Annotated in this window: 25 protein-coding genes; 14 read left to right on the top strand and 11 right to left on the bottom strand. The window is 65.1% G+C overall.

Translation table 11 applies throughout. The annotated features are described in order from the left end of the window. Nucleotides 1-145 precede the first annotated feature (145 nt). The 6 genes from ileS (at nt 146) to dut (ending at nt 7,663) form a co-directional block, all read left to right on the top strand. Entirely contained in the window at nt 146-2,983 is a 2,838-nt protein-coding gene (ileS, locus tag PNO31109_RS17535) for an isoleucine--tRNA ligase (protein ID WP_150556741.1), read from the top strand. Next, on the top strand, nt 2,983-3,531 hold the full coding sequence (gene lspA / locus PNO31109_RS17530; protein ID WP_150556740.1) for a signal peptidase II: 549 nt from the start codon (nt 2,983-2,985) through the stop codon (nt 3,529-3,531). Before ileS ends, lspA begins: the two co-directional genes overlap by 1 nt. Nucleotides 3,532-3,655: 124 nt before the next feature. After that, a complete protein-coding gene (gene coaBC, locus PNO31109_RS17525) occupies nt 3,656-4,867 on the top strand; it encodes a bifunctional phosphopantothenoylcysteine decarboxylase/phosphopantothenate--cysteine ligase CoaBC (RefSeq protein ID WP_150556739.1) in 1,212 nt (403 codons plus the stop codon). Nucleotides 4,868-4,907: 40 nt separating this feature from the next. Further along, nucleotides 4,908-6,101 (top strand): MFS transporter, encoded by a 1,194-nt coding sequence (locus tag PNO31109_RS17520; RefSeq protein WP_150556738.1) that lies wholly within the window; start codon nt 4,908-4,910, stop codon nt 6,099-6,101. 52 nt (nt 6,102-6,153) lie between these two features. Further along, nucleotides 6,154-7,185 carry an LLM class flavin-dependent oxidoreductase gene (locus PNO31109_RS17515; protein WP_150556737.1) on the top strand — a complete coding sequence of 344 codons (1,032 nt, stop codon included), beginning with the start codon at nt 6,154-6,156 and terminating at the stop codon, nt 7,183-7,185. 31 nt (nt 7,186-7,216) lie between these two features. Next, a complete protein-coding gene (gene dut, locus PNO31109_RS17510) occupies nt 7,217-7,663 on the top strand; it encodes a dUTP diphosphatase (RefSeq protein WP_150556736.1) in 447 nt (148 codons plus the stop codon). 96 nt (nt 7,664-7,759) lie between these two features. On the opposite strand, the gene clpA is transcribed toward dut, so the two are convergent. Both clpA and clpS read right to left on the bottom strand, forming a co-directional pair. Next, nucleotides 7,760-10,057 carry an ATP-dependent Clp protease ATP-binding subunit ClpA gene (clpA, locus tag PNO31109_RS17505; protein WP_150556735.1) on the bottom strand — a complete coding sequence of 766 codons (2,298 nt, stop codon included), beginning with the start codon at nt 10,055-10,057 and terminating at the stop codon, nt 7,760-7,762. After that, a complete protein-coding gene (gene clpS / locus PNO31109_RS17500; RefSeq protein WP_150556734.1) occupies nt 10,054-10,368 on the bottom strand; it encodes an ATP-dependent Clp protease adapter ClpS in 315 nt (104 codons plus the stop codon). The genes clpA and clpS overlap by 4 nt, the downstream gene beginning before the upstream one ends. A gap of 441 nt (nt 10,369-10,809) precedes the next feature. Here clpS and PNO31109_RS17495 point away from each other — a divergent pair, with 441 nt between their 5' ends. Next, nucleotides 10,810-11,016 carry a cold-shock protein gene (locus PNO31109_RS17495; RefSeq protein ID WP_150556733.1) on the top strand — a complete coding sequence of 69 codons (207 nt, stop codon included), beginning with the start codon at nt 10,810-10,812 and terminating at the stop codon, nt 11,014-11,016. Nucleotides 11,017-11,527: 511 nt separating this feature from the next. On the opposite strand, the gene PNO31109_RS17490 is transcribed toward PNO31109_RS17495, so the two are convergent. From PNO31109_RS17490 to PNO31109_RS17475, 4 genes are read right to left on the bottom strand one after another with little or no spacing between them, the layout of a single operon-like run. Further along, entirely contained in the window at nt 11,528-11,842 is a 315-nt protein-coding gene (locus PNO31109_RS17490; protein WP_150556732.1) for a non-heme iron oxygenase ferredoxin subunit, read from the bottom strand. Nucleotides 11,843-11,874: 32 nt separating this feature from the next. Next, nucleotides 11,875-12,348 carry an aromatic-ring-hydroxylating dioxygenase subunit beta gene (locus PNO31109_RS17485; RefSeq protein WP_150556731.1) on the bottom strand — a complete coding sequence of 158 codons (474 nt, stop codon included), beginning with the start codon at nt 12,346-12,348 and terminating at the stop codon, nt 11,875-11,877. Nucleotides 12,349-12,361: 13 nt separating this feature from the next. After that, nucleotides 12,362-13,648 carry an aromatic ring-hydroxylating dioxygenase subunit alpha gene (locus PNO31109_RS17480; protein ID WP_244958197.1) on the bottom strand — a complete coding sequence of 429 codons (1,287 nt, stop codon included), beginning with the start codon at nt 13,646-13,648 and terminating at the stop codon, nt 12,362-12,364. A gap of 40 nt (nt 13,649-13,688) precedes the next feature. Then, nucleotides 13,689-14,750, bottom strand: a complete 1,062-nt coding sequence (locus PNO31109_RS17475) for a 2Fe-2S iron-sulfur cluster-binding protein (RefSeq protein ID WP_150556730.1) — start codon at nt 14,748-14,750, stop codon at nt 13,689-13,691. A gap of 182 nt (nt 14,751-14,932) precedes the next feature. Between PNO31109_RS17475 and PNO31109_RS17470 the strand changes: the two genes are divergently transcribed. Next, nucleotides 14,933-15,844 (top strand): LysR family transcriptional regulator, encoded by a 912-nt coding sequence (locus PNO31109_RS17470; protein WP_150556729.1) that lies wholly within the window; start codon nt 14,933-14,935, stop codon nt 15,842-15,844. A gap of 51 nt (nt 15,845-15,895) precedes the next feature. On the opposite strand, the gene PNO31109_RS17465 is transcribed toward PNO31109_RS17470, so the two are convergent. Continuing rightward, complete coding sequence (locus tag PNO31109_RS17465) at nt 15,896-16,639, bottom strand: SDR family oxidoreductase (RefSeq protein WP_150556728.1); 744 nt, start codon at nt 16,637-16,639, stop codon at nt 15,896-15,898. 107 nt (nt 16,640-16,746) lie between these two features. Between PNO31109_RS17465 and PNO31109_RS17460 the strand changes: the two genes are divergently transcribed. Then, a complete protein-coding gene (locus PNO31109_RS17460) occupies nt 16,747-17,670 on the top strand; it encodes a LysR family transcriptional regulator (protein ID WP_150556727.1) in 924 nt (307 codons plus the stop codon). 154 nt (nt 17,671-17,824) lie between these two features. Beyond that, nucleotides 17,825-18,253 carry a hypothetical protein gene (locus PNO31109_RS17455; RefSeq protein ID WP_150556726.1) on the top strand — a complete coding sequence of 143 codons (429 nt, stop codon included), beginning with the start codon at nt 17,825-17,827 and terminating at the stop codon, nt 18,251-18,253. Between the two features lie 72 nt (nt 18,254-18,325). Here PNO31109_RS17455 and icd read toward each other — a convergent pair whose 3' ends face one another. Next, the gene (icd, locus tag PNO31109_RS17450) at nt 18,326-19,579 is read right to left on the bottom strand and encodes an NADP-dependent isocitrate dehydrogenase (RefSeq protein ID WP_150556725.1); all 1,254 of its coding nucleotides are present in this window, start codon (nt 19,577-19,579) and stop codon (nt 18,326-18,328) included. A 225-nt stretch (nt 19,580-19,804) separates the two neighbouring features. Here icd and PNO31109_RS17445 point away from each other — a divergent pair, with 225 nt between their 5' ends. From PNO31109_RS17445 to PNO31109_RS17430, 4 genes are all read left to right on the top strand, one after another. Next, entirely contained in the window at nt 19,805-20,395 is a 591-nt protein-coding gene (locus tag PNO31109_RS17445; protein WP_150556724.1) for a pseudouridine synthase, read from the top strand. A 52-nt stretch (nt 20,396-20,447) separates the two neighbouring features. Next, the gene (locus PNO31109_RS17440) at nt 20,448-20,699 is read left to right on the top strand and encodes a hypothetical protein (RefSeq protein ID WP_150556723.1); all 252 of its coding nucleotides are present in this window, start codon (nt 20,448-20,450) and stop codon (nt 20,697-20,699) included. Between the two features lie 127 nt (nt 20,700-20,826). Beyond that, nucleotides 20,827-21,033, top strand: a complete 207-nt coding sequence (locus PNO31109_RS17435) for a hypothetical protein (RefSeq protein ID WP_039405187.1) — start codon at nt 20,827-20,829, stop codon at nt 21,031-21,033. 204 nt (nt 21,034-21,237) lie between these two features. Continuing rightward, complete coding sequence (locus PNO31109_RS17430; RefSeq protein ID WP_150556772.1) at nt 21,238-21,648, top strand: DUF192 domain-containing protein; 411 nt, start codon at nt 21,238-21,240, stop codon at nt 21,646-21,648. Nucleotides 21,649-21,713: 65 nt separating this feature from the next. Here the strand turns inward: PNO31109_RS17430 and PNO31109_RS17425 are convergent, their stop codons facing one another. From PNO31109_RS17425 to xseA, 3 genes are all read right to left on the bottom strand, one after another. Then, entirely contained in the window at nt 21,714-22,445 is a 732-nt protein-coding gene (locus PNO31109_RS17425; protein ID WP_150556722.1) for an HD-GYP domain-containing protein, read from the bottom strand. 212 nt (nt 22,446-22,657) lie between these two features. After that, the gene (gene sodB / locus PNO31109_RS17420; RefSeq protein WP_150556721.1) at nt 22,658-23,236 is read right to left on the bottom strand and encodes a superoxide dismutase [Fe]; all 579 of its coding nucleotides are present in this window, start codon (nt 23,234-23,236) and stop codon (nt 22,658-22,660) included. 202 nt (nt 23,237-23,438) lie between these two features. Next, nucleotides 23,439-24,812 carry an exodeoxyribonuclease VII large subunit gene (gene xseA / locus PNO31109_RS17415; protein WP_150556720.1) on the bottom strand — a complete coding sequence of 458 codons (1,374 nt, stop codon included), beginning with the start codon at nt 24,810-24,812 and terminating at the stop codon, nt 23,439-23,441. Nucleotides 24,813-25,215: the final 403 nt, after the last annotated feature.

The following is a 25,215-nucleotide window of genomic DNA, read 5'->3' as shown; positions in this document are numbered from 1 at the left end:
CTTCGCCCGCGTGCGCCGGCGCCCCGCGCCACGCGCGCGACCCGCCGCCTTCGGCCCTGGCCGCGGGCGCCGCACAAGAGCGCACGGCGAGACGGCCGGCGCGAGCGCCCCACACCCGATATTCCAAAATTCGTAGCGAAGCACCATGAGCGAAAAGAAAGCACCGAGCAAATATCCCGTCAACTTGCTGGACACGCCGTTCCCGATGCGCGGCGACCTGCCCAAGCGCGAGCCGCTGTGGGTCAAGCAATGGCAGGAAAAAAAGATCTACGACAAGATCCGCCGCGCGAGCAAGGGCCGCCCGAAGTTCATCCTGCACGACGGCCCGCCGTATGCGAACGGTGACATCCACATCGGCCACGCGGTCAACAAGATCCTCAAGGACATGATCGTCAAGGCGCGCAGCCTCGCGGGGTTCGACGCCGCTTACGTGCCGGGCTGGGACTGCCACGGCATGCCCATCGAAATCCAGATCGAGAAGCAGTTCGGCAAGCACCTGCCTGTGCGTGAAGTGCAGGAGAAGGCGCGCGCCTACGCGGCCGTGCAGATCGAGCGGCAGAAGGCGGACTTCCAGCGTCTGGGCGTGCTCGGTGACTGGGACAATCCGTACAAGACCATGAACTTCTCGAACGAAGCCGACGAGCTTCGTGCGCTCGCCAGGATCATGGAGAACGGCTATGTGTACCGCGGCCTGAAGCCGGTGAACTGGTGTTTCGACTGTGGCTCGGCACTGGCCGAAGCAGAGGTCGAATACAAGGACAAGACCGATCTGGCGATCGACGTGGGCTTCGCCTTCGCCGAGCCGGAGAAAGTGGCCGCGGCATTCGGTCTGTCCAGGCTCCCGCGCGAAGACGGCTACATCGTCATCTGGACGACCACGCCGTGGACCATCCCGTCCAACCAGGCGCTCAACGTCCATCCGGAAGTCGAATACGCGCTGGTCTCGACCGAGCGCGGCTTGCTGATCCTCGCGACCGAGCGTGTCGAAGCGTGCCTGAAGACCTACGGCCTGCATGGCGAGATCATCGCGCGCACGAAGGGCGAAGCACTCTCGCTCATCCGCTTTCGTCATCCGCTCGCCAAGGCCGACGCCGGCTACGATCGCACCTCGCCGATCTATCTGGGCGACTACGTGACAACCGATACCGGCACGGGCATCGTCCACTCGGCGCCGGCCTACGGCGTGGAAGACTTCCTGTCATGCAAGGCGCACGACATGCCTGACTCGGAGATCCGCATGCCCGTGCTCGGCGACGGCCGCTACCAGGACAGCCTGCCGCTGTTCGGCGGCCAGTCGATCTGGGACGCCAATCCGCACATCGTCGAAGCGCTGCGCGAAGCCGGCTCGCTGTTCCACTCGTTCAAGTACACGCACAGTTACATGCACTGCTGGCGCCACAAGACGCCGATCATCTATCGCGCGACGAACCAGTGGTTCGCGGGCATGGACGTGGCGCCGGCCGCCGGTGCGCCGGGTGGCGGCAAGACGCTGCGCGAGATCGCGCTGGCCGCCATCGAGGCGACCGAGTTCTTCCCGTCCTGGGGCAAGCAGCGCCTGCACAACATGATCGCGCACCGCCCGGACTGGACGCTCTCCCGCCAGCGCCAGTGGGGCGTGCCGATGGCGTTGTTCGTGCACAAGGAAACCGGCGCGCTGCATCCGCGCACGCCGGAGCTGCTCGAAGCCGTGGCCAAGCGCGTGGAAACCGAAGGCATCGAGGCCTGGCAGACGCTCGATCCGGTCGAACTGCTGGGCGATGAGGCCAGGGACTACGTGAAGAACCGCGACACGCTCGATGTTTGGTTCGACTCGGGCACGACGCACTGGCACGTGCTGCGCGGCTCGCACGCGCACGAGCTGGGCTTTCCCGCCGACCTGTACCTGGAAGGCTCGGACCAGCACCGCGGCTGGTTCCACTCGTCGCTGCTCACCGCCTCGATGCTCGACGGCCGCGCGCCGTACAAGGCGCTGCTCACGCACGGCTTTACCGTCGACGGCCAGGGCCGCAAGATGTCGAAGTCGGTCGGCAACACGATCGTGCCGCAGGAAGTCGCGGGCAAGCTCGGCGCCGAGATCATTCGCCTGTGGGTGGCATCGACCGACTACTCGGGCGAGCTGTCGATCTCCGACGAAATTCTCAAGCGCGTGGTCGAGAGCTATCGCCGCATCCGCAACACGCTGCGCTTTTTGCTCGCGAACCTGGCCGACTACGACCACGCGAAGCACGCGCTGGCGCAGGACCAATGGCTGGAAATCGATCGCTACGCGGTGGCGCTGGCGCAGTCGCTGCAGACTGAAGTGCTGAGCCACTACGACCGCTACGAATTCCACCCGGTCGTGGCCAAGCTGCAGACATTCTGCTCGGAGGATCTCGGCGGCTTCTATCTCGACATCCTCAAGGACCGGCTGTACACGAGCGCACCAGACGCGCCGGCACGCCGCGCCGCACAGAACGCGCTGTATCACATCACGCACGGGCTGCTCAAGCTGATGTCGCCGTTCCTGTCGTTCACGGCGGAAGAAGCGTGGCAGGTGTTCCAGCCGGGCAACGACACGATCTTCACCGAGACGTTCTACACCTATCCGGAAGTCGCCGAAGGCACGCGTCTGCTCGAGAAGTGGCACCTGCTGCGCACGGTGCGCGGCGACGTGACCAAGGCGTTGGAAGAAGCGCGCGCCGCCGAGCAGATCGGCTCGTCGCTGCAGGCCGAGGTGGAGGTGCGCGTATCGGGTCGCAAGTTCGACGTGCTCGCCAGCCTCGGAGATGACCTGCGCTTCGTGCTGATCACGTCGGCCGCTTCGGTCACGCAGGTCGCGACCGAAGCCGACGAAGGCGTGGTGGTCACGCCGTCGTCGCACCAGAAGTGCGAGCGCTGCTGGCACTACCGTGAAGACGTGGGCGCAGACGCCGCGCATCCGACCCTGTGCGGGCGCTGCGTGTCGAACCTGTTCGGCAGCGGCGAACACCGGAGCGCGGCATAATGGCGGGCAAAGCAGGCGCTCGTGCGGGCGCAAGGCGTAACGGCGGAAATGGCAGCGGGGCCCGCGGCAGCGCAGGCTTCGGTCTGGCGCCGTGGCTTGGCATTGCGGTCATTGCGATTCTGCTCGACCAGGTCACCAAGCTCACCATCCTGAAAACGTTTCAGTACGGCGAATTCCGTCCGCTGACGTCGTTCTTCAATCTGGTGCTGGTGTACAACAAGGGCGCGGCCTTCAGCTTCCTGGCCGCGGCCGGCGGCTGGCAGCGCTGGTTCTTCACGCTGCTGGGCGTGGTGGCGGCCGCGGTGATCATCTGGCTGCTCAAGCGTCACCATGGTCAGAAAATGTTCTGCCTGTCGCTCTCGCTGATTCTCGGCGGCGCGCTGGGCAACGTGATCGATCGCGTGATCTACGGACATGTGGTCGACTTTCTCGACTTTCACGTCGGCGGCTGGCACTGGCCGGCGTTCAACGTGGCCGACTCGGCCATTTGCGTGGGCGCGGTGCTGCTGGTGATCGACGAGTTGCGACGCGTGCGGCGCGGCAAATAGCGCCGCCGCGGCAGGACTTGCGGCGCGCCGCGTGCGCGGTGCCACGGCACCGCACACGCGGCGATGCGCACACCGTCGCGGCGCCCCGGAGGCGCCGCGCGGCACTTTGGAGGAGCATTTTCCTATGGATCGCGGTGAACTTGCGGGCAAGACCATCGTTCTCGGCCTGACGGGCGGCATCGCCTGCTACAAGTCGGCAGAACTCACGCGTTTGCTCATCAAGGCCGGCGCGGCGGTACAGGTCGTCATGACCGATGCCGCCACGCAATTCATCACGCCGCTCACGATGCAGGCGCTCTCGGGCCGGCCCGTCTTCACCAGCCAGTGGGACAGCCGCATCGACAACAACATGGCGCACATCGATCTCTCGCGCGAGGCCGACGCCATCCTCATCGCCCCCGCCTCGACCGACTTTCTCGCCAAGCTCGCGCACGGCATGGCCGACGATCTGCTCTGCACGCTGTGCGTGGCGCGCGATTGCCCCTTGCTCGTCGCCCCGGCGATGAACCGTCAGATGTGGGCCAATCCGGCAACGCAACGCAACGCGGCCACGCTGCGCGGCGACGGCGTCACCCTCCTGGGCCCGGACAGCGGCGATCAGGCGTGCGGCGAAGTCGGCGACGGGCGCATGCTCGAACCCGAAGCGCTCTGCGAGGCGATGATCAGCTTCTTCCAGCCCAAGCGGCTGGCCGGCCGCCGCGTACTGATCACTGCCGGCCCGACGTTCGAGCCGATCGACCCGGTGCGCGGCCTGACCAACCTTTCGAGCGGCAAGATGGGCTTCGCCCTCGCGCGCGCGGCCGCACAGGCCGGCGCCGACGTGCATCTGGTGGCCGGGCCGACGTCGCTCGCCACGCCGTGGGGTGTGACGCGCAGCAACGTGCAGACCGCCCGGCAGATGTACGACGCCGTGATGGCCGACGCCGCACGCAACGACATCTTCATTGCCGTGGCCGCCGTTGCCGACTGGCGCGTGCGCGACGTGGCGCGCGAGAAGATCAAGAAGACCGGCGAGACCGACGTGCCGACCCTCGAGTTCGTGCAGAACCCCGATATCCTCGCGGCCGTGGCGCGGTTGCCAAAGCCGCCGTATTGCGTGGGTTTTGCGGCCGAATCGGGCGATCTGGAGAAGCACGGCGCGCAAAAGCGCGCCCGCAAGCAAATCCCGCTGCTCGTCGGCAACCTCGGACCGGCCACGTTCGGCCAGGACGACAACGAGGTCATCCTGTTCGACGACGCCGGCCAGAAACGCCTGCCGCGCGCCGACAAGCATGCGCTCGCGCGAAGCCTGATCATCGAGATCGCCGCCCGTCTTCCCTCGCGTGCGCCCCGCTGATCGACGCCTTCGGGCCGTCGCACACGATAACCATCACAACATGACGCAACCCTCCTCGCCCGTGCGGCCCGCCGTCAGTGTCTACGGGACACTGAGCATGCTCGCCGCGATCATGTTCTTCGGCTTCATGACGATCGGCATGCCCCTGCCCGTGCTGCCGGTGTACGTTCACGAGACGCTCGGCTACGGCTCGTTCGTGGTCGGCGTCACCATCGGTATCCAGTCGGTCGTCACGCTCGTCCTGCGCTCCTACGCCGGGCGTACCGTGGACACGCGCGGCCCGCGTCGCGCGGTGCTCACCGGCCTGTGCGGCTGCGGCGCGGCCGGTGTGCTCTATCTCGTGGCGTCGATCGTGCCGCAACCTGCGCTCGCGCTCAGCGTGCTCATCGCCGGGCGCGTGGTGCTCGGTTTCGGCGAAAGCCTCATCCTCACCGGCGGGATGTCCTGGGGCATTGGCCTCTTGGGCGCCGCGCACGCAAGCAAGGCGATTTCGTGGCAAGGCGTATCGATGTACACCGCGCTGGCCACCGGCGCGCCGTTGGGCGCGTATCTGCTGCAAGCGGCGGGCTTCACCGTGGTGTCGCTCGTCAACATCGTCCTGCCCGCCATTGCGTTCGCCATCGCGCTGCGCCTGCCGGCCGCGGCCCCCGTGGGCGGCAATCGCCTGCCGTTTTTCCGGGTGGTGGGCCTCGTATGGCGCCCGGGACTGGCGATGACGCTCGGGAGCATCGGCTACGCGGTCATTGCCGCGTTCATCACGCTGTACTACGCGAGCCATGGCTGGTCGGGCGCGGCATACGCACTCACGCTCTACAGCGCCTGCTTCATCGGCATGCGCATCCTGCTCGCCCATGCGGTCGATCGCTTCGGCGGGCGCCGCGTCGCCATGTTCTCGCTCGTCTTCAGTGCGATCGGCCAGTTCCTGCTGTGGGGCGCCGTCAACCCGCACATGGCGCTCGCCGGCGCCGGCCTGACCGGCATCGGCTTCTCGCTGGTGTTCCCGGCGCTTGGCGTGGAGGCGCTGCGCTCGGTGCCGCCGCAGAACCGCGGGGCCGCACTGGCCGCCTATTCGGCGTTTTTCGATCTCGCGCTGGGCTTGATCGGCCCGATGGCCGGGCTGGTGGCAAATTACTTCGGCTACGCCTCGATCTTCCTGTGTGGTGCGCTCGGCGGCATCGTGGCGATCCTGATGATTGCGCGCCTGCCGCACGCAGCCCCCGGCAGCGGCCACTGACATTGACGCAACCCTGGGCCCGCGCCAACGCCGGCCGCCCGGAACCGACCTCATGGACCATCCCCGCGCCCCCATCAAGCTCTCGATCCTCGATCAGACGCCGGTAATCCACGGCCACAGCGTGGCCGACGCCATCGCCGCGACCGTCGAGCTCGCCCAGGCCGCCGACGACCTCGGCTATACGCGCTACTGGTGCGCCGAGCACCACGGGCTGCGCGGCGTGGCCAACCCGGCGCCCGAAGTGATGATCGCGCGTCTGGCGAGCGCGACGAAACGGCTGCGCGTGGGCTCGGGCGGCGTCATGCTGCCGTACTACAGCCCCTTCAAACTGGCCGAGCAGTTCCTGATGCTCGAGGCGCTGTTTCCGAACCGGATCGACCTCGGCGTGGGTCGCGCGCCCGGCGGCGACATGCGCACCGCACGCGCGGTCGCCAAGGGCCCTTACGACGCCGGCGAGCATTTCCCCCAGCAGGTCGCCGAGCTGGCCGGCCTCTTTGGCGATACGCTCGCCGACGATCATCCCTATCGGGGCGTACTGCTGCAACCTGCCGTCGACACGCGCCCCGAGCTGTGGGTGCTCGGCTCGAGCGAGTTCGGCGGCCTGCTCGCCGCGCAACTCGGACTGCGCTACTGCTTCGCGCACTTCATCAACGCCCATTACGGCCATCGCGTCGCGCAGGCCTATCGCGAACGCTTCGTGCCGGGTCAACTCGCCCGGCCCTATTGCGCCGTTGCGCTCTTCGTCATTTGCGCCGACACCGAGGCCGAAGCCGAGGCGCTCGAAGCCGGCGTCGACCTGCGTCGCGTGCAGATGGCATACGGCATGAACGAGCCGATTCCGAGCCTGGCCCAGGCAGCGCAGGCCAGGTCGCAGTACGGCGAGCGCGAGCGGTCCGTCATTGCCCGCGAGAAAGCCCGTAGTATCATCGGCACCCCGGAACGCGTGACCGAGCGCGTGCTGGAATTGCAGGCGCAGTTCGAGGCGGACGAGATCGTCGTGCTGACGGTGGCGGGCAGCTACCGTGCGCGCCTGCGTTCGCATGAACTGCTCGCGCAGGCGTTCTCGCTGCGCGCCGCCGACTGACCTTTTGATTGCATCGACCCAAGCCAACGCCATGAAACTCGACGTCAAGATTCTCGACGAACGCCTGCGCTCGCAGTTGCCCGCTTACGCCACGCCGGGCAGTGCCGGGCTGGACCTGCGCGCTTGCCTCGACGCCCCGCTGACCATCGAGGCGGGCCAGACCGTGCTCGTACCCACGGGGCTGGCCATTCACCTGGCCGACCCGGGCTACGCCGCGCTGATCCTGCCGCGCTCGGGCCTCGGGCACAAGCATGGCATCGTGCTGGGCAACCTCGTCGGGCTCATCGACTCGGACTACCAGGGGCAGCTGATGGTCTCGACATGGAACCGCGGCAACGAGCCGTTCGTGCTCAATCCGTTCGAGCGCCTCGCGCAACTCGTGATCGTGCCGGTCGTGCAGGCGACACTGAACATCGTCGACGAATTCCCCGAGAGCGATCGGGGCGCGGGCGGCTTCGGCAGCACGGGCAAGCACTGACGGCTGCTCCATGCGGCGGCGCCGGCTGTCGCGAGCGTGCAAAAGAAAAGCGCCGCATGAAGCGGCGCTTTTTTCTTTCCGGCCCGACCCGGACGACTACTCGACTTCGGCGGCTTCCGGTTCGGCACGGGTATTGCCGTCCTCGGGGAAGGACAACTGCACCTGGTCGTGCTCGTCGAGATCGACCGTCACGCGACCGCCCGTGGTCAGCCGGCCAAACAGCAACTCGTCGGCCAGGGCGCGACGAATCGTGTCCTGGATGAGACGCTGCATCGGACGCGCGCCCATCAGCGGATCGAAGCCCTTCTTCGCGAGGAACGCGCGCAGCTTGTCGCTGAACACGACTTCGACCTTCTTCTCATGGAGCTGGTCTTCGAGCTGGATGAGGAACTTGTCGACCACGCGCAGGATGATCTGCTCGTCGAGCGGCTTGAAGCTGATGATCGCGTCCAGGCGGTTGCGGAACTCCGGCGTGAACATGCGCTTGATGTCGGCCATTTCGTCGCCGGCCTGGCGCTCGTTCGTGAACCCGATGCTCGCACGGTTGATCGTCTCGGCGCCCGCGTTCGTCGTCATGATGATGATGACGTTGCGGAAGTCCGCCTTGCGACCGTTGTTGTCCGTGAGCGTGCCGTGGTCCATGACCTGCAGCAGCACGTTGAAGATATCCGGGTGCGCCTTCTCGATTTCGTCGAGCAGCAGCACGCAGTGCGGCTTCTTCGTGATGGCTTCGGTGAGCAGGCCGCCCTGGTCGAAACCGACATATCCCGGCGGCGCGCCGATCAACCGGCTTACCGCGTGACGCTCCATGTACTCCGACATGTCGAAGCGGATCAGCTCGATGCCGAGCGTGAACGCGAGCTGCTTGGCAACCTCGGTCTTGCCCACGCCCGTCGGGCCCGAGAACAGGAACGCGCCGATCGGCTTGTCCGTCTTGCCCAGTCCCGCGCGCGACATCTTGATCGCGGCGGCCAGCGCGTCGATGGCAGGGTCCTGCCCGAACACCACGCTCTTGAGGTCGCGATCGAGTGTCTGCAGCTTGCCGCGGTCGTCCGCCGACACGCTCTGCGCCGGAATGCGCGCGATCTTCGAGACGATCTCCTCGATCTCGCCCTTGCCGATCGTCTTCTTCTGCTTGGACTTCGGCAGGATTCGCTGCGCCGCGCCCGCCTCGTCGATCACGTCGATGGCCTTGTCAGGCAGATGGCGATCGGTGATGAACTTGGCGGACAGCTCGGCCGCGGCAGAGAGCGCGCTCGACGAGTACTTCACGCCGTGGTGCTCTTCGAAACGCGACTTCAGGCCGCGCAGGATCTGCACCGTCTGCTCGACGCTGGGCTCGTTCACGTCGATCTTCTGGAAGCGCCGCGACAGGGCTGCGTCCTTCTCGAAGATGCCGCGATACTCGGTAAAGGTCGTCGCGCCGATGCACTTGAGCTGGCCCGAGGAGAGCGCCGGCTTGAGCAGGTTCGAGGCGTCGAGCGTGCCGCCCGATGCGGCGCCCGCGCCGATCAGCGTATGAATCTCGTCGATGAACAGGATTGCGTTGCTGCGCTCCTTGAGCTCCTTGAGCACCGCCTTGAGGCGCTGCTCGAAATCGCCGCGATATTTGGTGCCGGCCAGCAGCGCGCCCATGTCCAGCGAGTAGACGGTGGCGTCCTGCAGGATCTCCGGCACTTCGCCGCGCGTCACGCGCCAGGCCAGGCCCTCGGCGATGGCCGTCTTGCCCACGCCGGCCTCGCCGACGAGCAGCGGGTTGTTCTTGCGGCGGCGGCACAGCACCTGCACCACGCGCTCGACCTCCGCCTCACGCCCGATGAGCGGATCGATCTTGCCGTCGCGCGCCATCTGATTGAGGTTCTGGGTGTACTGCGCGAGCGGGCTTTCCTTGGTGTTGGCGCCCTCTTCGCCCTCGGCGCTGCCCTCGCCGGCCTTGGCCGACTCGCCGGACGCACCGGTCTTGGTAATGCCGTGGGAGATGAAGTTGACGACGTCCAGCCGCGTCACGCCCTGCTGCTGCAGGTAGTAGACGGCGTGCGAATCCTTCTCGCCGAAGATGGCGACGAGCACGTTGGCGCCGGTCACTTCCTTCTTGCCGTTGGACGTGGACTGGACGTGCATGATCGCGCGCTGGATCACGCGCTGGAAGCCGAGCGTGGGCTGGGTGTCGACTTCGTCGCTGCCCGGCACGGTCGGCGTATTGTCCGCGATGAAGTTGCGCAGGTTCTGCCGCAAATCGTCGAGATTGGCCGCGCAGGCGCGCAGCACTTCCGCTGCAGTGGGGTTATCCAAGAGGGCGAGCAACAGGTGCTCGACCGTAATGAATTCATGTCGGGCCTGGCGCGCTTCCATAAACGCCATATGCAGGCTGACTTCCAATTCCTGGGCAATCATGCTTCCTCCATCACGCACTGCAGCGGGTGCCCGGACTGCCTTGCATGGCTAACAACTTGCTCAACTTTGGTCGCCGCGACGTCGCGCGTAAAGACCCCACAAACTCCCCTGCCCTCGCGGTGGACCTTGAGCATGATCTGCGTGGCAGATTCCCGGTCCTTATTGAAATATTCCTGAATGATCATCACCACGAATTCCATCGGGGTGAAATCGTCGTTCAACAGTACCACCTTGTACATCGATGGCGGCTTGAGCTGCTGCTCCTGCCGCTCCTGTACGGTGTCGTCATGCGTTGTCGGTAAGGTTGCCATACGTGGATTCTAAACAACTCCCCGGGTGCAGGAAGCAATCGGAGCTTCATTGCCGCCTGCCGGCCGGTTCTCCACCGGTCAAGCCAACACTCGTCGATCTCCGCACAATATTGCCAGCATGGCGCTGCAGCCCCGGGCGCCGGGGTGCCACACCCATATGAGTCAGCTTAACCCAAATTTCAAGGGCGTGTCGCGGCACGCCTTATGCCTTCCGACATATAAGGGTAATACCTGATCGAACGCCACTTCTATCGTTCAAAAAGGGCTTGACACTATTGGCAGTTAGCGAAAACAATCATCGTGGCGCTTTTCCTCTATAAGCGTTTTAAAAGAAAAGATGCCTGGGTGAGCCTAAGAAGCCGCCGCCAGCCGGCGGGTTTTTCAGATGTGCTCGTTGTTGCGGTGATATGTAGTAGTCGTAATTGTTTAGGGGAAGTTTGTATGGCAACCGGTACGGTCAAATGGTTTAACGATGCCAAGGGTTTTGGTTTCATCACGCCGGATGAGGGTGGCGAGGATCTGTTCGCTCACTTCTCGGCGATCCAGATGAACGGCTTCAAGACCCTGAAGGAAGGTCAGAAGGTGACGTTCGACGTCGTCCAGGGCCCGAAGGGCAAGCAGGCGTCGAATATTCAGTCGCCGAGCTGACGTGACACGCTTCTGACGCATTGGAGACCCGGCCTCGGCCGGGTTTTTTATTGCATCGCAACAAACGTCTCGGCGGCGAGGATTTTTTGGATCCGGTTTTGAATGCAAAAATGGCGCAACTTTCCGCTCTGGACCGGAAAATTTTCCGAATTCAATTGCATTAAATCCCTTATAAAATTCGATTCAACGCAATATTCCACTCCGTTATTAAAATAACGGTGTTCAATCCCGTGTTGCGGAAATCAATTACGCAATTACCCGAACCGCCTCGGTATTTCTACGCAGCGGGTCGACCGGTCGACACCAATACCTTCGCGCGTTAAACCCCGGAAAAGGAAAGACTTTTTATTGGTCCGGCGCGCCGCCGGCGCCCGCCCGCTCGCGGGTCGGAAGAATCGCATGATTCATTCTCGCAGCAAATGAACCGAATGATTCATCGCACAACGGGAGCCGGCGCGGCGAGCGGCGCCGGCGCATCGTGTCGTACAAATGCGACGGGCCGCCCTGCCTCTCACGCCAGGTCCACGTACACCTTGCCGCCCTCGATGCGGATCGGGTAAGCCCGCACCGGCTCCGTCAACGGCGCGCACAGGGCTGCCCCCGTGCGCACGTCGAACTTGCCCTGATGCAGCGGGCACTCGATCTCGTGCCCGTCGAGAAAGCCGTCGCACAGCCGGGCATTGCCGTGCGTACAGACGTTGTCGGTCGCAAAAATCTCGCCTTGCACGCCATACAGGGCGATGTCCCGGCCGCCCACGCTCACGCCGATCACGTCGTCCTCGGGGATGGCGTCGCGCGACGCCGCCTCAATCCAGTTGCCGCTCATGGTGTCCTCTCGTCGAATCGATCGGGGGCCGATCAGATGGGGTAGATCAGCGAGTTGGGGATCATCTCGCTGTCGAAGATGCACAGGCGCGAGGCGAACTTCAGCCCGTCGCCGGTGCGCTTGACGACGTCCAGGTAGCGCCCCACGGACAGAATGTCGGTGAGTTGATCGGGCTTCGTGCGAAATACGGCATAGTTCGCCTCTACATCCAGCGTGTCGCCGTCGACTTCCCGAACGGCGGGCAGCCCGATCACATGGCGCTGATAGTACGGGTCGTGAAACAGCGTGTCCCGGATCCCGCAGATGCGATCGCGCAGCATGCCCTTGCTCTCGAAAGACAGCGTGGCGAGCGGCAGGCCCATCTCGTGGTTCTCGCGCGGCTGAATACGGTAGACGCACTCGTCGAGGAAGAACTCGGGCCAGGCATCCCACTGTTGTGCGTCGAGCGCCGCCGCATAGGCGGCATTGAGTTCGACCACGGCCTGAAACGTTGCAAAATCGACCATCTCGCGAGCCTCCTCAAACACCCATGACGCGGCGCCAGTAGGCGTACATGCCGCGAATCAGGGTTTCCGTGACCATGTGGTCCGTGTTCTCCACGCCCGTGCCGCCCAGCTCCGCAATCACGCGATGCCAGGGCTTTTGCTCGAAACCTTCCTGGGAGCATTCGATCGCCTCGCCGTCGTCGGCCGAAACGAAGCCCGCGGGGCCGAACAGGTTCGCCTGACGGAGGCGGCGCCGGGTCATTTCGTCGGTGTCGTCCTCGAATCCGAAATGCGTCCACACGAAGTCGAACGAGTCGTGGCCGCGTGGTTGAATGTGACGCGTGGACACGGAGTTGACCTGCTGCTGGAGGATCACACTGGGGAAAAGCGTCATGAGCACGGCCGTCGGTCCCTGCCACCAGTCTTCCTGCACGATGTCGAGAAAGCGCGTGTCGTTGAGCGACATCGACGCCCTGAAGCTCGACACGCCCGAGGTCACTTCGCCGCCGCCCCCCTGGCCGCGCGTGGAGATCATGGCGGCGTGGCGGCCATGCTCGTCCATCACGAGCCGAGACTTGTTGTCGGCGCGCCAGAGCCCGAAGGTGACGAACCAGGTGTGCAGCAGCCCCGGATGGTACGGGTCCTTGATGTTCTCCTGCATCAGCTTCCAGTTACCGGGAATGCGCTGCTTGTTGTAGCCGAGCAGCCGCAGCTTGCGGCCATTGAACAGCCGGTCGAAGTAGCCGCAGATCTCCGGGCCGAGGAACGCTTCGAGAGACTCCACGTCGTGATCGAAGGAGGCGAAGATCACGCCGCCGCGCGTGGCCACCTTCAGCTTCGTGAGCCCGTGATCTTCCGGGCGGAAGTCCTTGGGCATGCCGCCGTTGACCTTGCCGTCCTGCTTGACGCCGCGCCGGAACGGCACGCCCTGCAGGTTGCCCTTGAGGTCGTAGTTCCATTGGTGATACGGGCAGTGAAAGTCGGTGCGATTGCCGCGCTTCTCGCGACAGAACTTCATGCCGCGATGCGCGCAGACGTTCTCGATCACGTTGATCTCGCCGCTCGCATCGCGGGTGACGATCACCGAGCGCTCGCCGATCACCGTGCGCTTGAAGTCGCCGGGATTCGGCACTTCGGCCTCCAGCCCCACGTAGTTCCAGTGCTTGCGATAGAAGCACCGTTCCAGCTCGCGGCGGTACAGCTGCTCGTCGGTGTAGACGCGAAACGGAATGCGGCTCGAGCCGTCGGACGGCCAGATCGGCGGGGTCGGCTCGCCTCCGCCGTGCGACGGATCGACCGCGGCGTGCGGTGTAGTGCTCATGGTTGTCTCCTGAGGGAAATGCTGGGGGACGCGGGCGGCGTCACGCGGCTTTCGCGTAAAACGCGTCGGCGTATATGTGCGACGCTCCGATGCCGCGCGCGCGCAGCAGCCGGGCGGCGGCATCGACCATGGGCGGCGCGCCGCACAGGTAGGCGCGCCAGCCGCGCAGCGCATCGGCATGGGAAAAGTCGGTGGCGAGCACGTCGGTGACGTGGCCGATGCGCGAGCCGGCGAGCGCGGCCTCCCGCGCACCCGGCGCACCCGGCGCACCCGTCGCATCGGGCACACCCGGCGCCCCCATCGTCGTCACGACGTGCAAACGAATGCCCTCGTGGCGCGATGCGAGTTCACGCAGCCACCCAAGCCCGTAGACGTCGGCCGGCGAGCGTGCCCCAACGTAGACTTCGATGGGATTGGTCATGCCCCGCGCGAGCGCGCCGCGCACGATCGACAGCACGGGCGCGAGACCCGTGCCGCCCGCCACGCAGAGCATCGGACCGTCGTGACGCGTGCGCAGATACGACGTCCCGAGCGGCCCCGACACCCGCACGACGTCGCCAACCTTGAGCCGTTCGTCGACATACCCGGTGACGGCGCCGCCCGCTACACGGCGGATATGGAACTCCAGCGTATCGTCGTCGGCGAGCCCGGCCATCGAGTACGGACGGATGTGCTCGGGTGTGAATTGCAGCGTGGCGTACTGACCGGGCGAGAAGCTGAGCGGCTTGGCCGGCTTGAGGACGAGGCGCTTGATATCGTGCGTGAGCGGCTCGATGGCAAGCACCGTCGCCTTCAGGATCTTCGCGGGGTGGACCACGACCTCGTCGAGTTCCGGCAGCTCGATTTCGCAGTCGCCATGCACGCTCGACTGACACGCGAGGACGTGGCGCTCGCCGCGTGCGGCATCGGCTTCGTGATGGCGGTATTCGACATGCTCGGCCTGCCGGACGTCGCCCGATACGACGCGGCACCGACAGGTGCCGCAGCGTCCGGCAAGACAGCTATGGGAGATGGGAATCTGCCGGTCCGTCAGGACCTTCAGGAGGTTGTCGCCGGCGGCGACTTCGATGCGCTCGCCGAGCGGTCGCACGTGAACTTGCATGGGGATTCGTCTCCGTTCTCGCGGCGCCCGCGGGGCGCCGTCGGTGGCGTTCCGACGCCGTTTGCAAGTAGCATCGCGCAACACGTTATATAAACCAATAGAATCTCGTTTATATAATTCATAAATTTCAGTGATTTCACTGAGCCATCGCCGAGGGGCCTGGCGCCCACGGGGCAAACTCCATGGACCTGCATTCCGTCGACCTGAATCTGCTGGTGGTCTTCCAGCATCTGTACAACGCGCGACGCGTCTCACGCGTGGCCGAAGCGCTCGGTGTCACGCAGCCGGCCGTGAGCAACTCGCTCGCGCGCCTGCGCAAGCTGTTCAACGACGAACTGTTCATCCGGACGTCGCGCGGCATGCTGCCCACGCCGCTCGCCATCGAGCTGGCCGAGCCCGTGGCCGCCGCGCTCGACGCGCTGCACGGCGTGTTCAACCGGCAGCTCGCGTTCGATCCGGCCACCAGCCAGCGAGCGTTTCGGATCGCCATGACGGACATCGGTGAAGTCCATTTCCTGCCGAAGCTCATGCATGCACTGGGCGCGCGGGCGCCCGGGATTACGGTCAGCACGGTGCGCAACACGGCGATCAACCTGCACGAGGAGATGGCGGCCGGTCAGGTGGATCTCGCGGTGGGGCACTTGCCGGACCTCACGGCGGCGTTCTTTCAGCGCCGGCTCTTTCGCCAGCGATATGTGTGCATGTTCCGGCCCGGACACCCGCTCGACCGGCCCGGACGCCGCCGCATGACGCGCGAGGATTTCGAGCGGGCCGAACAGGTGATGGTGGTCGCGGCGGGCACCGGCCACGGGCAGGTCGACGACCTGATGGCACGCGCGCACGTGCAGCGCAATATCCGGCTGCGTGTGCCGCACTTTGTGGCGCTGGCCGACATCCTGCACGCCACTGACCTTATCGCCACGGTGACGGAGAAGTTCGCGCAACGCAGCGCACAGCACTTCGGCCTGCGCTACGTCGACCATCCGCTCGAACTGCCCGACGTGCAGATCAACCTCTTCTGGCATGCGCGCTACCACCGCGAGCCGGCCAGCCAGTGGATGCGCGCGCTGCTGTTCGATCTGTTCTCGGAGTGAGACGCCCGGCCGCCCGCGGCCGCCCTGCACCACGCGTCACACCGGGGCGAATCACGCGCTGTAGCCGCCGTCGATGGTGAGGCTCGCTCCGGTCACAAAGCCGGCTTCTTCGCTGGCGACGTATGCGACCATTGCTGCGATCTCTTCCGGCCGGGCATGGCGCTTGAGCGCCATGAGCTCGTGCATGCCGCCGGCGAACTCGCCTGTCGCCGGATTCATGTCGGTGTTGGTCGGCCCCGGCTGCACGTTGTTGACGGTGATGCCCCGCGGACCAAGGTCGCGCGCCATGCCCTTCACGAGCCCCACGAGCGCCGCCTTGCTCATCGAATACGTGGCACCGCCCACGAAGGCCATGCGATCCGCATTGCACGAACCGATGTTGATGATGCGGCCGCCCTCGCCCATGTGCGCGAGCGCCGCCTTCGACGCGACGAACACCGAGCGCACGTTCACATCCACCATCCGGTCGAATTCCTCGAGCGCGAGATCGGCGATCGGCGCCATGGAAAACACGCCGGCGTTATTGACCAGAATGTCGATGCGCCCGAACCGATGCGCGGCGTCGTCGACCGCACGAGCGAGCGCTGCGGCGTCGGCAGCGTCGGCCGGCAAAGCGAGCGCGCGGCCGCCCGCTTGCTCGATGCGCGCGGCCAGGGTCTCGGCCGCGGCCTTCGAGCCCTTGTACGTGAAGGCGACGGCAGCGCCCTCGTGCGCGAAACGCTGAACGATCGCAGCGCCGATGCCGCGCGAACCGCCCGTCACGAAAACCACCTTGTCCCGGAAATTCGTTGCCATGGTTGACTCCATTTCGGTTGAAAGTAGCGTCAGTATGGTCGCCCGATTACATCGCAACTAGGCGATAATAAAGATCATCAGTTTCAACCATCAGGAATAGATAAACGATGGATGCCATGCACCTGATCGAATCGTTCGTGCTGAGCGCGCGTGCCGGAAGTTTCTCCGCGGCCGCACGTCGGCTGGGCATGACGCCCGCGGCGGTGAGCAAGAACGTGGCACGACTCGAGGCGAGGCTGGGCTTGCGGCTGTTTCATCGCAGCACGCGCAGTCTTACGTTGACGGCCGGCGGGGAGCGTTTCCTGCTCGACGTGGACGCACCGTTCGCCGCGCTCGCCGACGCCTTCTCGCGTGCGGCCGAGCGCGAGAGCGCGCCGTCCGGCGTGCTCAAGGTGAGCGTTGCGCACTCGTTCGGCCGGCAGTACCTGGTGCCGCTGCTTGGGGATTTCCTTGCGCGCTATCCCGACATCGTGCCCGACTGGCGCTTCGAGAACCGTAGCGTGGATGTGGTCGCCGAAGGATTTGACGCGGCCATCGGCGGCGGCATCGAACTGACGCCCGGTGTGATCGCCCGTCGTCTCGCACCGACTTATGCCGTGATCTGTGCCGCGCCGGCGTACATGGCGGGCCGTGCGGCGCCCACGCATCCGTCGGAGCTCGTCGCGTTCGACGCCATCCTCCGCCGCTCGGGCACCAGCGGACGGCTGCGTGCGTGGGAGTTGAGAAACGCCATCGGCGAGCGCGCAAACGTCGAGGCGCGCACGCGCATGATCTTCGACGACCCCGAAGCGATGGCCCATGCCGTGGCGCTCGGCTACGGTGTGGCGCTGCTGCCGATGCCGCACGCAGCCCCCCTGCTGGCCGACGGCCGCCTCCGGCGTCTGCTGCCCGGCTGGTACGAAGAGTACGGTGGTGTGTTCATCTACTACTCGAACAAGAAGCAATTGCCGCTTCGCACGCGAGTATTCGTGGACCACGTGGCGCAGGCGTTCGAGCAACAGCGGCTTGCGGCCTGTTTCGATGGACGTTGATGAACGGCCGCCGGCGCGGCACGACGCCCGCGTGCGATGTCGCCTTGCCATGCACGCGCTCGTGCACTGTAATGAAAGCGTCTGACCGACGCGTTGCCTGGACGCGAGAACGCCGCAGCGTCGGCCTTAAAGGGGGGGGGGCGGGAGATCCGTCATGGACGCCATACGAACGGTGTTGCGCGTCATGGTTGTCGTCGCCTGCATGTCAGGCGCGTGTGCGGTGCGGGCGCAGTCGGCGTATCCGCCGCGGACCCTCGAAGTGAGCGTGGCCGTTGGCCAGAAGGTCGCGATCTGGGTGCAGTCGAATTACAGTGTGCTGTGCCGCTCGCTCGGGCAGCCGACCTTCGAGCTGGACTCGACACCGGCGCTCGGCGAGGTCATGGCCGAATGGATCGAGTACACGGTGCCGGACGGCCAGCGCTGCGAGACGATGCGCTTTCCCGGCATGGTCGTCTGGTATCAGGCCGGACAGGTTGCGGGCACCGACGTGGTGGTGTGGACGGTCGGCTTCCCGCGGGAGTTCACCAGCCGCGTTCCCGGCAGCGGCGAGCATCGGGTCACCACCACCGTCGTCGTGCAATAGCGCCCCCCATGCAGCGCCCGTGACGAGCGCCTTCCCGCTTTTCCGAAACCTGTCGCGGCACGCCGATGACGCTTACATGTTCTCGATCATCACGTCGCCGAAGCCGGAGCACGACACTTGCGTCGCACCTTCCATCAGACGCGCGAAATCGTAGGTCACCTTCTTCGAGAGAATCGACTTTTCCATCGACGCGATGATGAGATCGGCGGCCTGCGTCCACCCCAGATGACGCAGCATCATCTCGGCCGAAAGAATTTCCGAACCCGGATTCACGTAGTCCTTGCCCGCGTACTTCGGTGCCGTGCCATGCGTCGCTTCGAACATCGCCACGGAATCGGACAGGTTCGCGCCCGGGGCGATACCGATGCCGCCGACTTGCGCCGCGAGCGCGTCCGAGATGTAGTCGCCGTTCAGGTTCAGCGTGGCGATCACGTCGTATTCGGCCGGGCGAAGCAGGATTTGCTGCAGGAAGGCGTCGGCAATCGAGTCCTTGATCACGATGTCCTTGCCCGTCTTCGGATTCTTCACCTTGCACCACGGACCGCCGTCGATCTCCGTGGCGCCGAACTCCTTCCTGGCGAGCGCGTAGCCCCAATCGCGGAACGCCCCCTCGGTGAATTTCATGATGTTGCCCTTGTGGACCAGCGTGACCGAATCGCGATCGTTGTCGATGGCGTACTGAATCGCCTTGCGCACCAGCCGGTCCGTGCCCTCGCGCGACACCGGCTTTACGCCGATGCCCGAGGTCTGCGGGAAGCGGATCTTGCTCACGCCCATTTCGTCGCGCAGGAAGGCGATGAGCTTCTTCGCGCCCGCCGACTCGGCCTCCCATTCGATGCCTGCGTAGATGTCCTCCGAGTTCTCGCGGAAGATCACCATGTTGATCTTCTCCGGCTGGCGCACCGGCGAGGGCACGCCCTTGAAGTACTGCACCGGACGCAGACACACGTACAGATCGAGTTGCTGGCGCAGCGCGACGTTCAGCGAACGAATGCCGCCGCCGACGGGCGTCGTGAGCGGCCCCTTGATCGAGACGACGTAATCGCGCACGACTTCGAGCGTCTCGTCGGGCAACCACACGTCCGGCCCATACACGCGCGTCGACTTCTCGCCCGCGTAGATCTCCATCCAGCTGATCCTGCGCTTGCCGCCATAGGCTTTGTGCACGGCGGCATCGACCACCTTGAGCATCACCGGCGTAATATCCACGCCCGTGCCGTCGCCTTCGATGTACGGGATGATCGGATTGTCCGGCACGTTGAGGGAAAAATCCTTGTTGACGGTAATCTTCTCGCCGGCCGGTACCTTGATGTGCTGATACGACATGGTGGGGCTCCAATGAAAGATCGAACTGAGTGCCCGGCACGAGCGACATGGGGGGACTCGCCGGCACATTTCCGTCCTATTGTAGTCACTGCGCTCATCCGCGCGTATGACAAGACCTGAGTCTTATATAAGACATAAGACTCAGGTCACCGATTATGCATTAACATGGCCAGGCTGACCAGAGGCCAGCCCTGGCATTGGCAGCTCCGACTCTCGTTTCACCGTATGACACTTCTCGCGCTCAACAAACCGTTCGGCACCATCTGTCAGTTCTCGCCGCACCCGACGCGACCCACGCTCGCCGAGTGGGTGCAACGTCCCGGCGTGTATCCCGCAGGCCGACTCGACGCCGACAGCGAAGGCCTGCTGCTGCTCACCGACGACGGTCGGCTGCAGGCGCGCATTGCCGAGCCCGAACGCAAGCTGCCCAAGACCTATTGGGCGCAGGTCGAAGGCGCCTGCGACGAGGCCGCGCTCGAGCGCCTGCGTAGGGGGCTGGACCTGGGCGACTTCGTCACGTTGCCCTGCGAGGCCCGGCAAATCGCCGAGCCGGACGGTCTCTGGCTGCGCGACCCGCCTATCCGCTACCGGGCCAGTATCCCAACGCACTGGCTCGAAATCAAACTCGTCGAAGGCAAGAACCGGCAGGTGCGCCGCATGACCGCCGCCGTGGGCAAGCCGACCCTGCGCCTGGTGCGCGTGGCGATCGGGCCGGTCGACGTGTTCTCCCTGAAACTCGCACCGGGTCAATGGTGCGAGCTGCCGCAACAAATACTTACACTTTCCGGTCAACGCGGCACACGCGCCTCTCGTTGAGGGAGCAGGTGCGCAACATACGCACCACCAACCGAAACGAGGAAACCCAGTCATGAACAAACTGCTGCTCGCATTGACCGCCGGCCTGATGGTGTCCGGCGCCGCGATGGCCCAACAATCGGCGCCGGCCACGGCGCCTGTCGCACCGGCTGCGCCTGCAGCAGCAGGTCCGGCAGCGCAGGCGCCGGCCTCGGCCGATCACGCTGCGCCGGCGAAGAAGACTGCCAAGCACAAGAAGCATCACCACAACAAGTCTGGCAAGAAGGGTCCGGCGACCCAGCCGGCCACCGGTAACAAGCCGTAATACTTGCCGCGCGAAAAATCCGCGAACCGGTTGTCAACCGATGTCCTGAACGGACGTTATAGGAGATGACTCACTTCGCGGGTCAACGAGTACATCACCCAAACATCGAGCTCCAAAGAGGAATCTCATGAAAAAACTGATCGCTGCCCTGGTCGCTGGCCTGTTCGCAACTGGCGTGTTCGCCCAAGCTTCGGCTCCGGCCGCTGACGCGGGTGCTGCTCCGGCCGCCGCAAGCAAGCCGGCCGCAAAGAAGAAGTCGTCGCACAAGAAGTCGCACAAGAAGTCGGCCAAGAAGGCCTCGGCTGCCGAAGCTCCGGCCGCTGCCAGCAAGTAAGTACCACGTCGCGCAGCCCGGCTGCGCAACGGACGGTAATCAGCAGGTTGCTCGTGCAACCTGCTTTTTTTTCGTCCGGCGGCTACAATGACCCGCCACTCATCTGACGTTCCCCCGATCTTCCCAGGAGTCGTTGTGATCCGGATTTCACGTCAGCTGGCCGCGCTCGCCGCCAGCGCCACGTTCAGCACCGTCGCCGCCGTCATGGCGCTCGTCCCGGCCGCCGCCGACGCCCAGATCAAGCAGCCCGGACAGTTCCCCACGGTCCAGCTCTCCGCCGGCATGTTCCTCATCAAGGCCGAAGTGGCCGCCAATGAAGCCGATCGCGAGCAGGGTCTGATGTACCGCACGAGCATGCCCGCCAACGCCGGCATGCTGTTCGTCTTCGAGCAGCGCGCCGGACACTGCTTCTGGATGAAGAACACGAACCTGCCGCTGTCGATCGCGTTTCTCGCTGACGACGGGACCATCGTCAACATCGAGGACATGGCTCCGCAGACCGAAGACAACCACTGCCCGCGTGCTGCCGTGCGCTATGCGCTCGAGATGAATCAGGGCTGGTTCAAGAGCAAGGGCATCGGCCCCGGCGCGAAGATCTCCGGGCTGCCGCGCTGATCCCTTCGCGTTTCGTCCGGGCGCCTCATTCGCCGCCGGCGGGGCTGCGCGCTATCGGTGCGTCGTTAGCGCGCGCCGCTCGAGATTTGCAGGGCCGCGCCCAGTGAGCGCTCCAGAAAACGATCGAGCAACCACGGGTCGAAGTGTCGACCGCGCTCGGCGAGCATGGCGCCGACGATCTTCGCCGGACTCCATGCGGTGCGATACGGACGGTGGCTCGCGAGGGCGTCGAACACGTCCACCAGGGCAACGATGCGCCCGGCCAGCGGAATCCGGTTGCCCGACAGTCCATAGGGGTACCCCCTGCCGTCGTAGCGCTCGTGATGCGAGCGCGCCACCGTTGACGCCAACTCGCACGCCGCACCGCCGATCGCGCTGAGGACATCGGCGCCCAGTTGCGGATGCGCGCGCATCACGCGCATTTCTTCCGCGGTGAGTCTGCCCGGCTTCTCGAGGATGGCGTTCGGGATGCAAAGCTTGCCCGTATCGTGCAATGCGGCGGCCAGTCCGAGCGCCTGCGCCCTGATCGCCGGCATGCCGAGCGACTGCGCGAAGCGCCACGTGAGCGCACCGACGCGCCACATGTGGGCGGCCGTGCCGCCGCGCTTGTACTCGGCAAGGCGAAAGAGTGTCCAGGCCGCGGGCGGCAGGCTTCGCATGAGGCTCGCGTCGGCGAGCCAGTATCGCGGCGCGTCGTCGTGCCGCGGGCCGCCGCGGGCGAGGTCGTCAGGCGTGAAGGAGAAGCGCGTGGATGTTGCGGAATGCGCGCCGTTCGCTGGCGCAGGGTCTTCTGGCATATGTCCCGCCGTCGAGTTTGAAGCTCACACTCTAGCGACGCGAGCTTGCATGAGCGTTGATCGCGATCAACGTCGCTGCGGATGACACGGCCCCGGCAACCGCTGAAAACAAAAAAGCCCACTGCATGCAGTGGGCTTCTTGCTTCGCCGCGAACGCCGGACGCTCGGGTCGGGCGCCAGACGCTTTACCGGCGAAATCCGGGCATTCGCGATTATGCGAAGTTCTTCGCGGCGAAGTCCCAGTTGACGAGATTCCAGAATGCCTCGACGAACTTCGGACGGGCATTGCGGTAATCGATGTAGTAAGCGTGCTCCCACACGTCGATCGTGATCAGCGGCTTGTCCGAGCCGGTGATCGGCGTCGCGGCGTTGCTGGTGTTGACGATGTCGACCGAACCGTCGGTCTTTTTCACGAGCCACGTCCAGCCCGAACCGAAGTTGCCCACAGCCGACTTGGTGAAGGCTTCCTTGAAGGCGTCGAACGAGCCGAACTTCGCGTCGATGGCCTTGGCCAGATCGCCGCTCGGCGCACCGCCGCCCTTAGGCGACAGCGTGTTCCAGAAGAAGGTGTGGTTCCACACCTGTGCAGCGTTGTTGAACACGCCGCCCGACGACTTCTTGATGATGTCCTCGAGGCTGGCGTTTTCGAATTCGGTGCCCTTGATCAGGTTGTTCAAGTTGGTCACATAGGCTTGGTGATGCTTGCCGTAGTGATACTCCATCGTTTCCTTGGAGATGGTCGGCGCCAGCGCATCGATGGCGTACGGCAGTTCAGGGAGCTTGTGTTCCATGGCGATTGTCCTTTGTGCTCTGAGGGGAACCCGATTTGCATTATCCGGAGCCATCGATTCTAGGGCAGATGCAAAAACCCCGCAAACCGCACGGTTACCGGCTTTACCGCACAGTGCGCCGCGCATGTGACGATTGTTTGTCGATCCCCGCCGATCGATGCACGATGCGTGCAGTTTGCCGGGATAGCCGAAGCGGGCCGCGCTAAAAAGTATCGTCTAGCCTGACCTGGACGTCACCAATGCCCACGTCGGCGGCGCCCTCGGCCAGATGCATCGTCACCGATTGGCCGCGCTGCAGCCTGCGCGGGTCGCGCACCGGGTGGCCGCGGCTGTCGAGCACGGCGGCATAGCCCCGTTGCAGCGTGCGACGCGGATTGAGCAGCTCGAGCTGCGCCGCGGCATCGGCGAGCCGTTGCGCGGAACGCTCCGCGCGGCGCGACATGGCGCTCGAGAGCCGCTGCGAGAGCAGTGCCACGCGCTCATGCTGCGACGCGACATCGGGCACCGCACGTGCCAGGCGCAGACGCAGCATGTCGAACCGGTTGCGCCGCTGTGCGAGCGGGCGTTCGAGCGCGTGACGCATGCGGTCGCCCAGATGCGCCAGTTCCCCGCGCTGCCGGGCCAGACGCTCGCGCGGCGAGACGAGACCGCGCGAGAGGCTGTCGAGCTGCTGCGCGCGCTGTTCGAGCATGCGCCACATGGCCCGCGTGAGGCGCTGGCGTTGCCGGTCGACCTCACGCAGACACTCGTCGCGCGCGGCGCTGATCAGCTCGGCGGCGGCGGTGGGCGTCGGCGCTCTCACATCCGCGACGAAATCCGCAATGGTGAAGTCGGTCTCATGCCCCACGCCCGAAACCACAGGCAGTTCGCTGCGCGCGATCGCGTGGGCCAGCACTTCCTCGTTGAACGCCCACAGGTCCTCGATGGAGCCGCCGCCGCGGCACAGCAGGATCGCGTCCACTTCCCGACGGGCGTTGGCCATGTCGAGGGCGGCCGCCAGGCGCGACGCCGCATCGGCGCCCTGCACCGGCGCCGGGTAGATCACCACGCTCACATGCGGGGCGCGCCGCGCCAGTGTCGTGAGGACGTCGCGCAATGCCGCGGCCTGCAACGACGTGACGACGCCCACCCGGCGGGCATATCGGGGCAACGCGCGCTTGCGTTGCGCGTCGAACAACCCGGCTGCGGCGAGCTTCTCCTTGAGCCGCAGGAACGCTTCGTACAGATTGCCCTGCCCCGCGCGGCGGATCGCCTCGACGTTGAGTTGCACCTCGCCGCGCGGCACGTACATCGAGAGCTGCGCGCGCACCTCCACGCGATCGCCCTCCTTCGGCGAGAAATCGGCGTACTGCGCGCGACCGCGGAACATCACGCAGCGCATCTGCGCCTGCGCGTCCTTGATCGAGAAATACCAGTGGCCGCTGGCCGCGCGCGTGAAGTTCGAGATTTCGCCGCCGACCCACGCCAGCGGGAAAGTCCGCTCCAGCATGCCGGCGACAGCCTTGTTCAGATCTGAAACGCTCAGCACGCGGTCTGCACCACGATCGTGCCGAATGTCGTCCAAAGATGAGTTCATGCGTGTGCGCTGACGAATAACTGTCCACAGGCCCGCTAATTTACGGGTTTTCTCGGCCGGGCGCCGCATATTTCCTTGGCGCCGGCGCCAAGCCCTTGATTTATCGGGCTCTACGCTTCGATTCGCAGCCAACGGGCGAAGCGAATTCGAGCGCGGCGGGAAGATATATTATCCACAGCCGACATGTACACACAGTTATCCACAGGCTGTGCGCGGAGCATTGGGAAAGCTGAGCTTGCGGCGGTGTTCATTTCTGAAACGATGCGCTGCCCATTTTTTCATCACGAAGTGAAAAGTCCCGCCGCGTCAACGGGTTGTCTGACGTATCCAAAGGTTGTCCACATCCTTGTGCTCGTCCGGTGTGGAAAACGGTGCTTGCCCATCCCCCCCCTGCACGCTACAG

This window comes from Pandoraea nosoerga (genome assembly GCF_902459585.1).
GTDB classification, from domain to species: domain Bacteria; phylum Pseudomonadota; class Gammaproteobacteria; order Burkholderiales; family Burkholderiaceae; genus Pandoraea; species Pandoraea nosoerga.
This window is presented reverse-complemented; position numbering and strand designations above follow the sequence as displayed.

Excerpts from the sequence above, each read along its gene's own strand:
- xseA (WP_150556720.1), bottom strand. The coding sequence starts at position 24,812 with ATGAACTCATCTTTGGACGACATTCGGCACGATCGTGGTGCAGACCGC.
- clpA (WP_150556735.1), bottom strand. The coding sequence starts at position 10,057 with ATGATTGCCCAGGAATTGGAAGTCAGCCTGCATATGGCGTTTATGGAA.
- PNO31109_RS17480 (WP_244958197.1), bottom strand. The coding sequence starts at position 13,648 with ATGAGCACTACACCGCACGCCGCGGTCGATCCGTCGCACGGCGGAGGC.
- coaBC (WP_150556739.1), top strand. The coding sequence starts at position 3,656 with ATGGATCGCGGTGAACTTGCGGGCAAGACCATCGTTCTCGGCCTGACG.
- PNO31109_RS17465 (WP_150556728.1), bottom strand. The coding sequence starts at position 16,639 with ATGGCAACGAATTTCCGGGACAAGGTGGTTTTCGTGACGGGCGGTTCG.
- PNO31109_RS17445 (WP_150556724.1), top strand. The coding sequence starts at position 19,805 with ATGACACTTCTCGCGCTCAACAAACCGTTCGGCACCATCTGTCAGTTC.
- PNO31109_RS17490 (WP_150556732.1), bottom strand. The coding sequence starts at position 11,842 with ATGAGCGGCAACTGGATTGAGGCGGCGTCGCGCGACGCCATCCCCGAG.
- PNO31109_RS17475 (WP_150556730.1), bottom strand. The coding sequence starts at position 14,750 with ATGCAAGTTCACGTGCGACCGCTCGGCGAGCGCATCGAAGTCGCCGCC.
- PNO31109_RS17495 (WP_150556733.1), top strand. The coding sequence starts at position 10,810 with ATGGCAACCGGTACGGTCAAATGGTTTAACGATGCCAAGGGTTTTGGT.
- dut (WP_150556736.1), top strand. The coding sequence starts at position 7,217 with ATGAAACTCGACGTCAAGATTCTCGACGAACGCCTGCGCTCGCAGTTG.
- clpS (WP_150556734.1), bottom strand. The coding sequence starts at position 10,368 with ATGGCAACCTTACCGACAACGCATGACGACACCGTACAGGAGCGGCAG.
- PNO31109_RS17520 (WP_150556738.1), top strand. The coding sequence starts at position 4,908 with ATGACGCAACCCTCCTCGCCCGTGCGGCCCGCCGTCAGTGTCTACGGG.
- PNO31109_RS17470 (WP_150556729.1), top strand. The coding sequence starts at position 14,933 with ATGGACCTGCATTCCGTCGACCTGAATCTGCTGGTGGTCTTCCAGCAT.
- PNO31109_RS17455 (WP_150556726.1), top strand. The coding sequence starts at position 17,825 with ATGGACGCCATACGAACGGTGTTGCGCGTCATGGTTGTCGTCGCCTGC.
- PNO31109_RS17440 (WP_150556723.1), top strand. The coding sequence starts at position 20,448 with ATGAACAAACTGCTGCTCGCATTGACCGCCGGCCTGATGGTGTCCGGC.
- PNO31109_RS17430 (WP_150556772.1), top strand. The coding sequence starts at position 21,238 with ATGGCGCTCGTCCCGGCCGCCGCCGACGCCCAGATCAAGCAGCCCGGA.
- PNO31109_RS17460 (WP_150556727.1), top strand. The coding sequence starts at position 16,747 with ATGGATGCCATGCACCTGATCGAATCGTTCGTGCTGAGCGCGCGTGCC.
- PNO31109_RS17485 (WP_150556731.1), bottom strand. The coding sequence starts at position 12,348 with ATGGTCGATTTTGCAACGTTTCAGGCCGTGGTCGAACTCAATGCCGCC.
- PNO31109_RS17515 (WP_150556737.1), top strand. The coding sequence starts at position 6,154 with ATGGACCATCCCCGCGCCCCCATCAAGCTCTCGATCCTCGATCAGACG.
- icd (WP_150556725.1), bottom strand. The coding sequence starts at position 19,579 with ATGTCGTATCAGCACATCAAGGTACCGGCCGGCGAGAAGATTACCGTC.
- ileS (WP_150556741.1), top strand. The coding sequence starts at position 146 with ATGAGCGAAAAGAAAGCACCGAGCAAATATCCCGTCAACTTGCTGGAC.
- lspA (WP_150556740.1), top strand. The coding sequence starts at position 2,983 with ATGGCGGGCAAAGCAGGCGCTCGTGCGGGCGCAAGGCGTAACGGCGGA.
- sodB (WP_150556721.1), bottom strand. The coding sequence starts at position 23,236 with ATGGAACACAAGCTCCCTGAACTGCCGTACGCCATCGATGCGCTGGCG.
- PNO31109_RS17435 (WP_039405187.1), top strand. The coding sequence starts at position 20,827 with ATGAAAAAACTGATCGCTGCCCTGGTCGCTGGCCTGTTCGCAACTGGC.
- PNO31109_RS17425 (WP_150556722.1), bottom strand. The coding sequence starts at position 22,445 with ATGCCAGAAGACCCTGCGCCAGCGAACGGCGCGCATTCCGCAACATCC.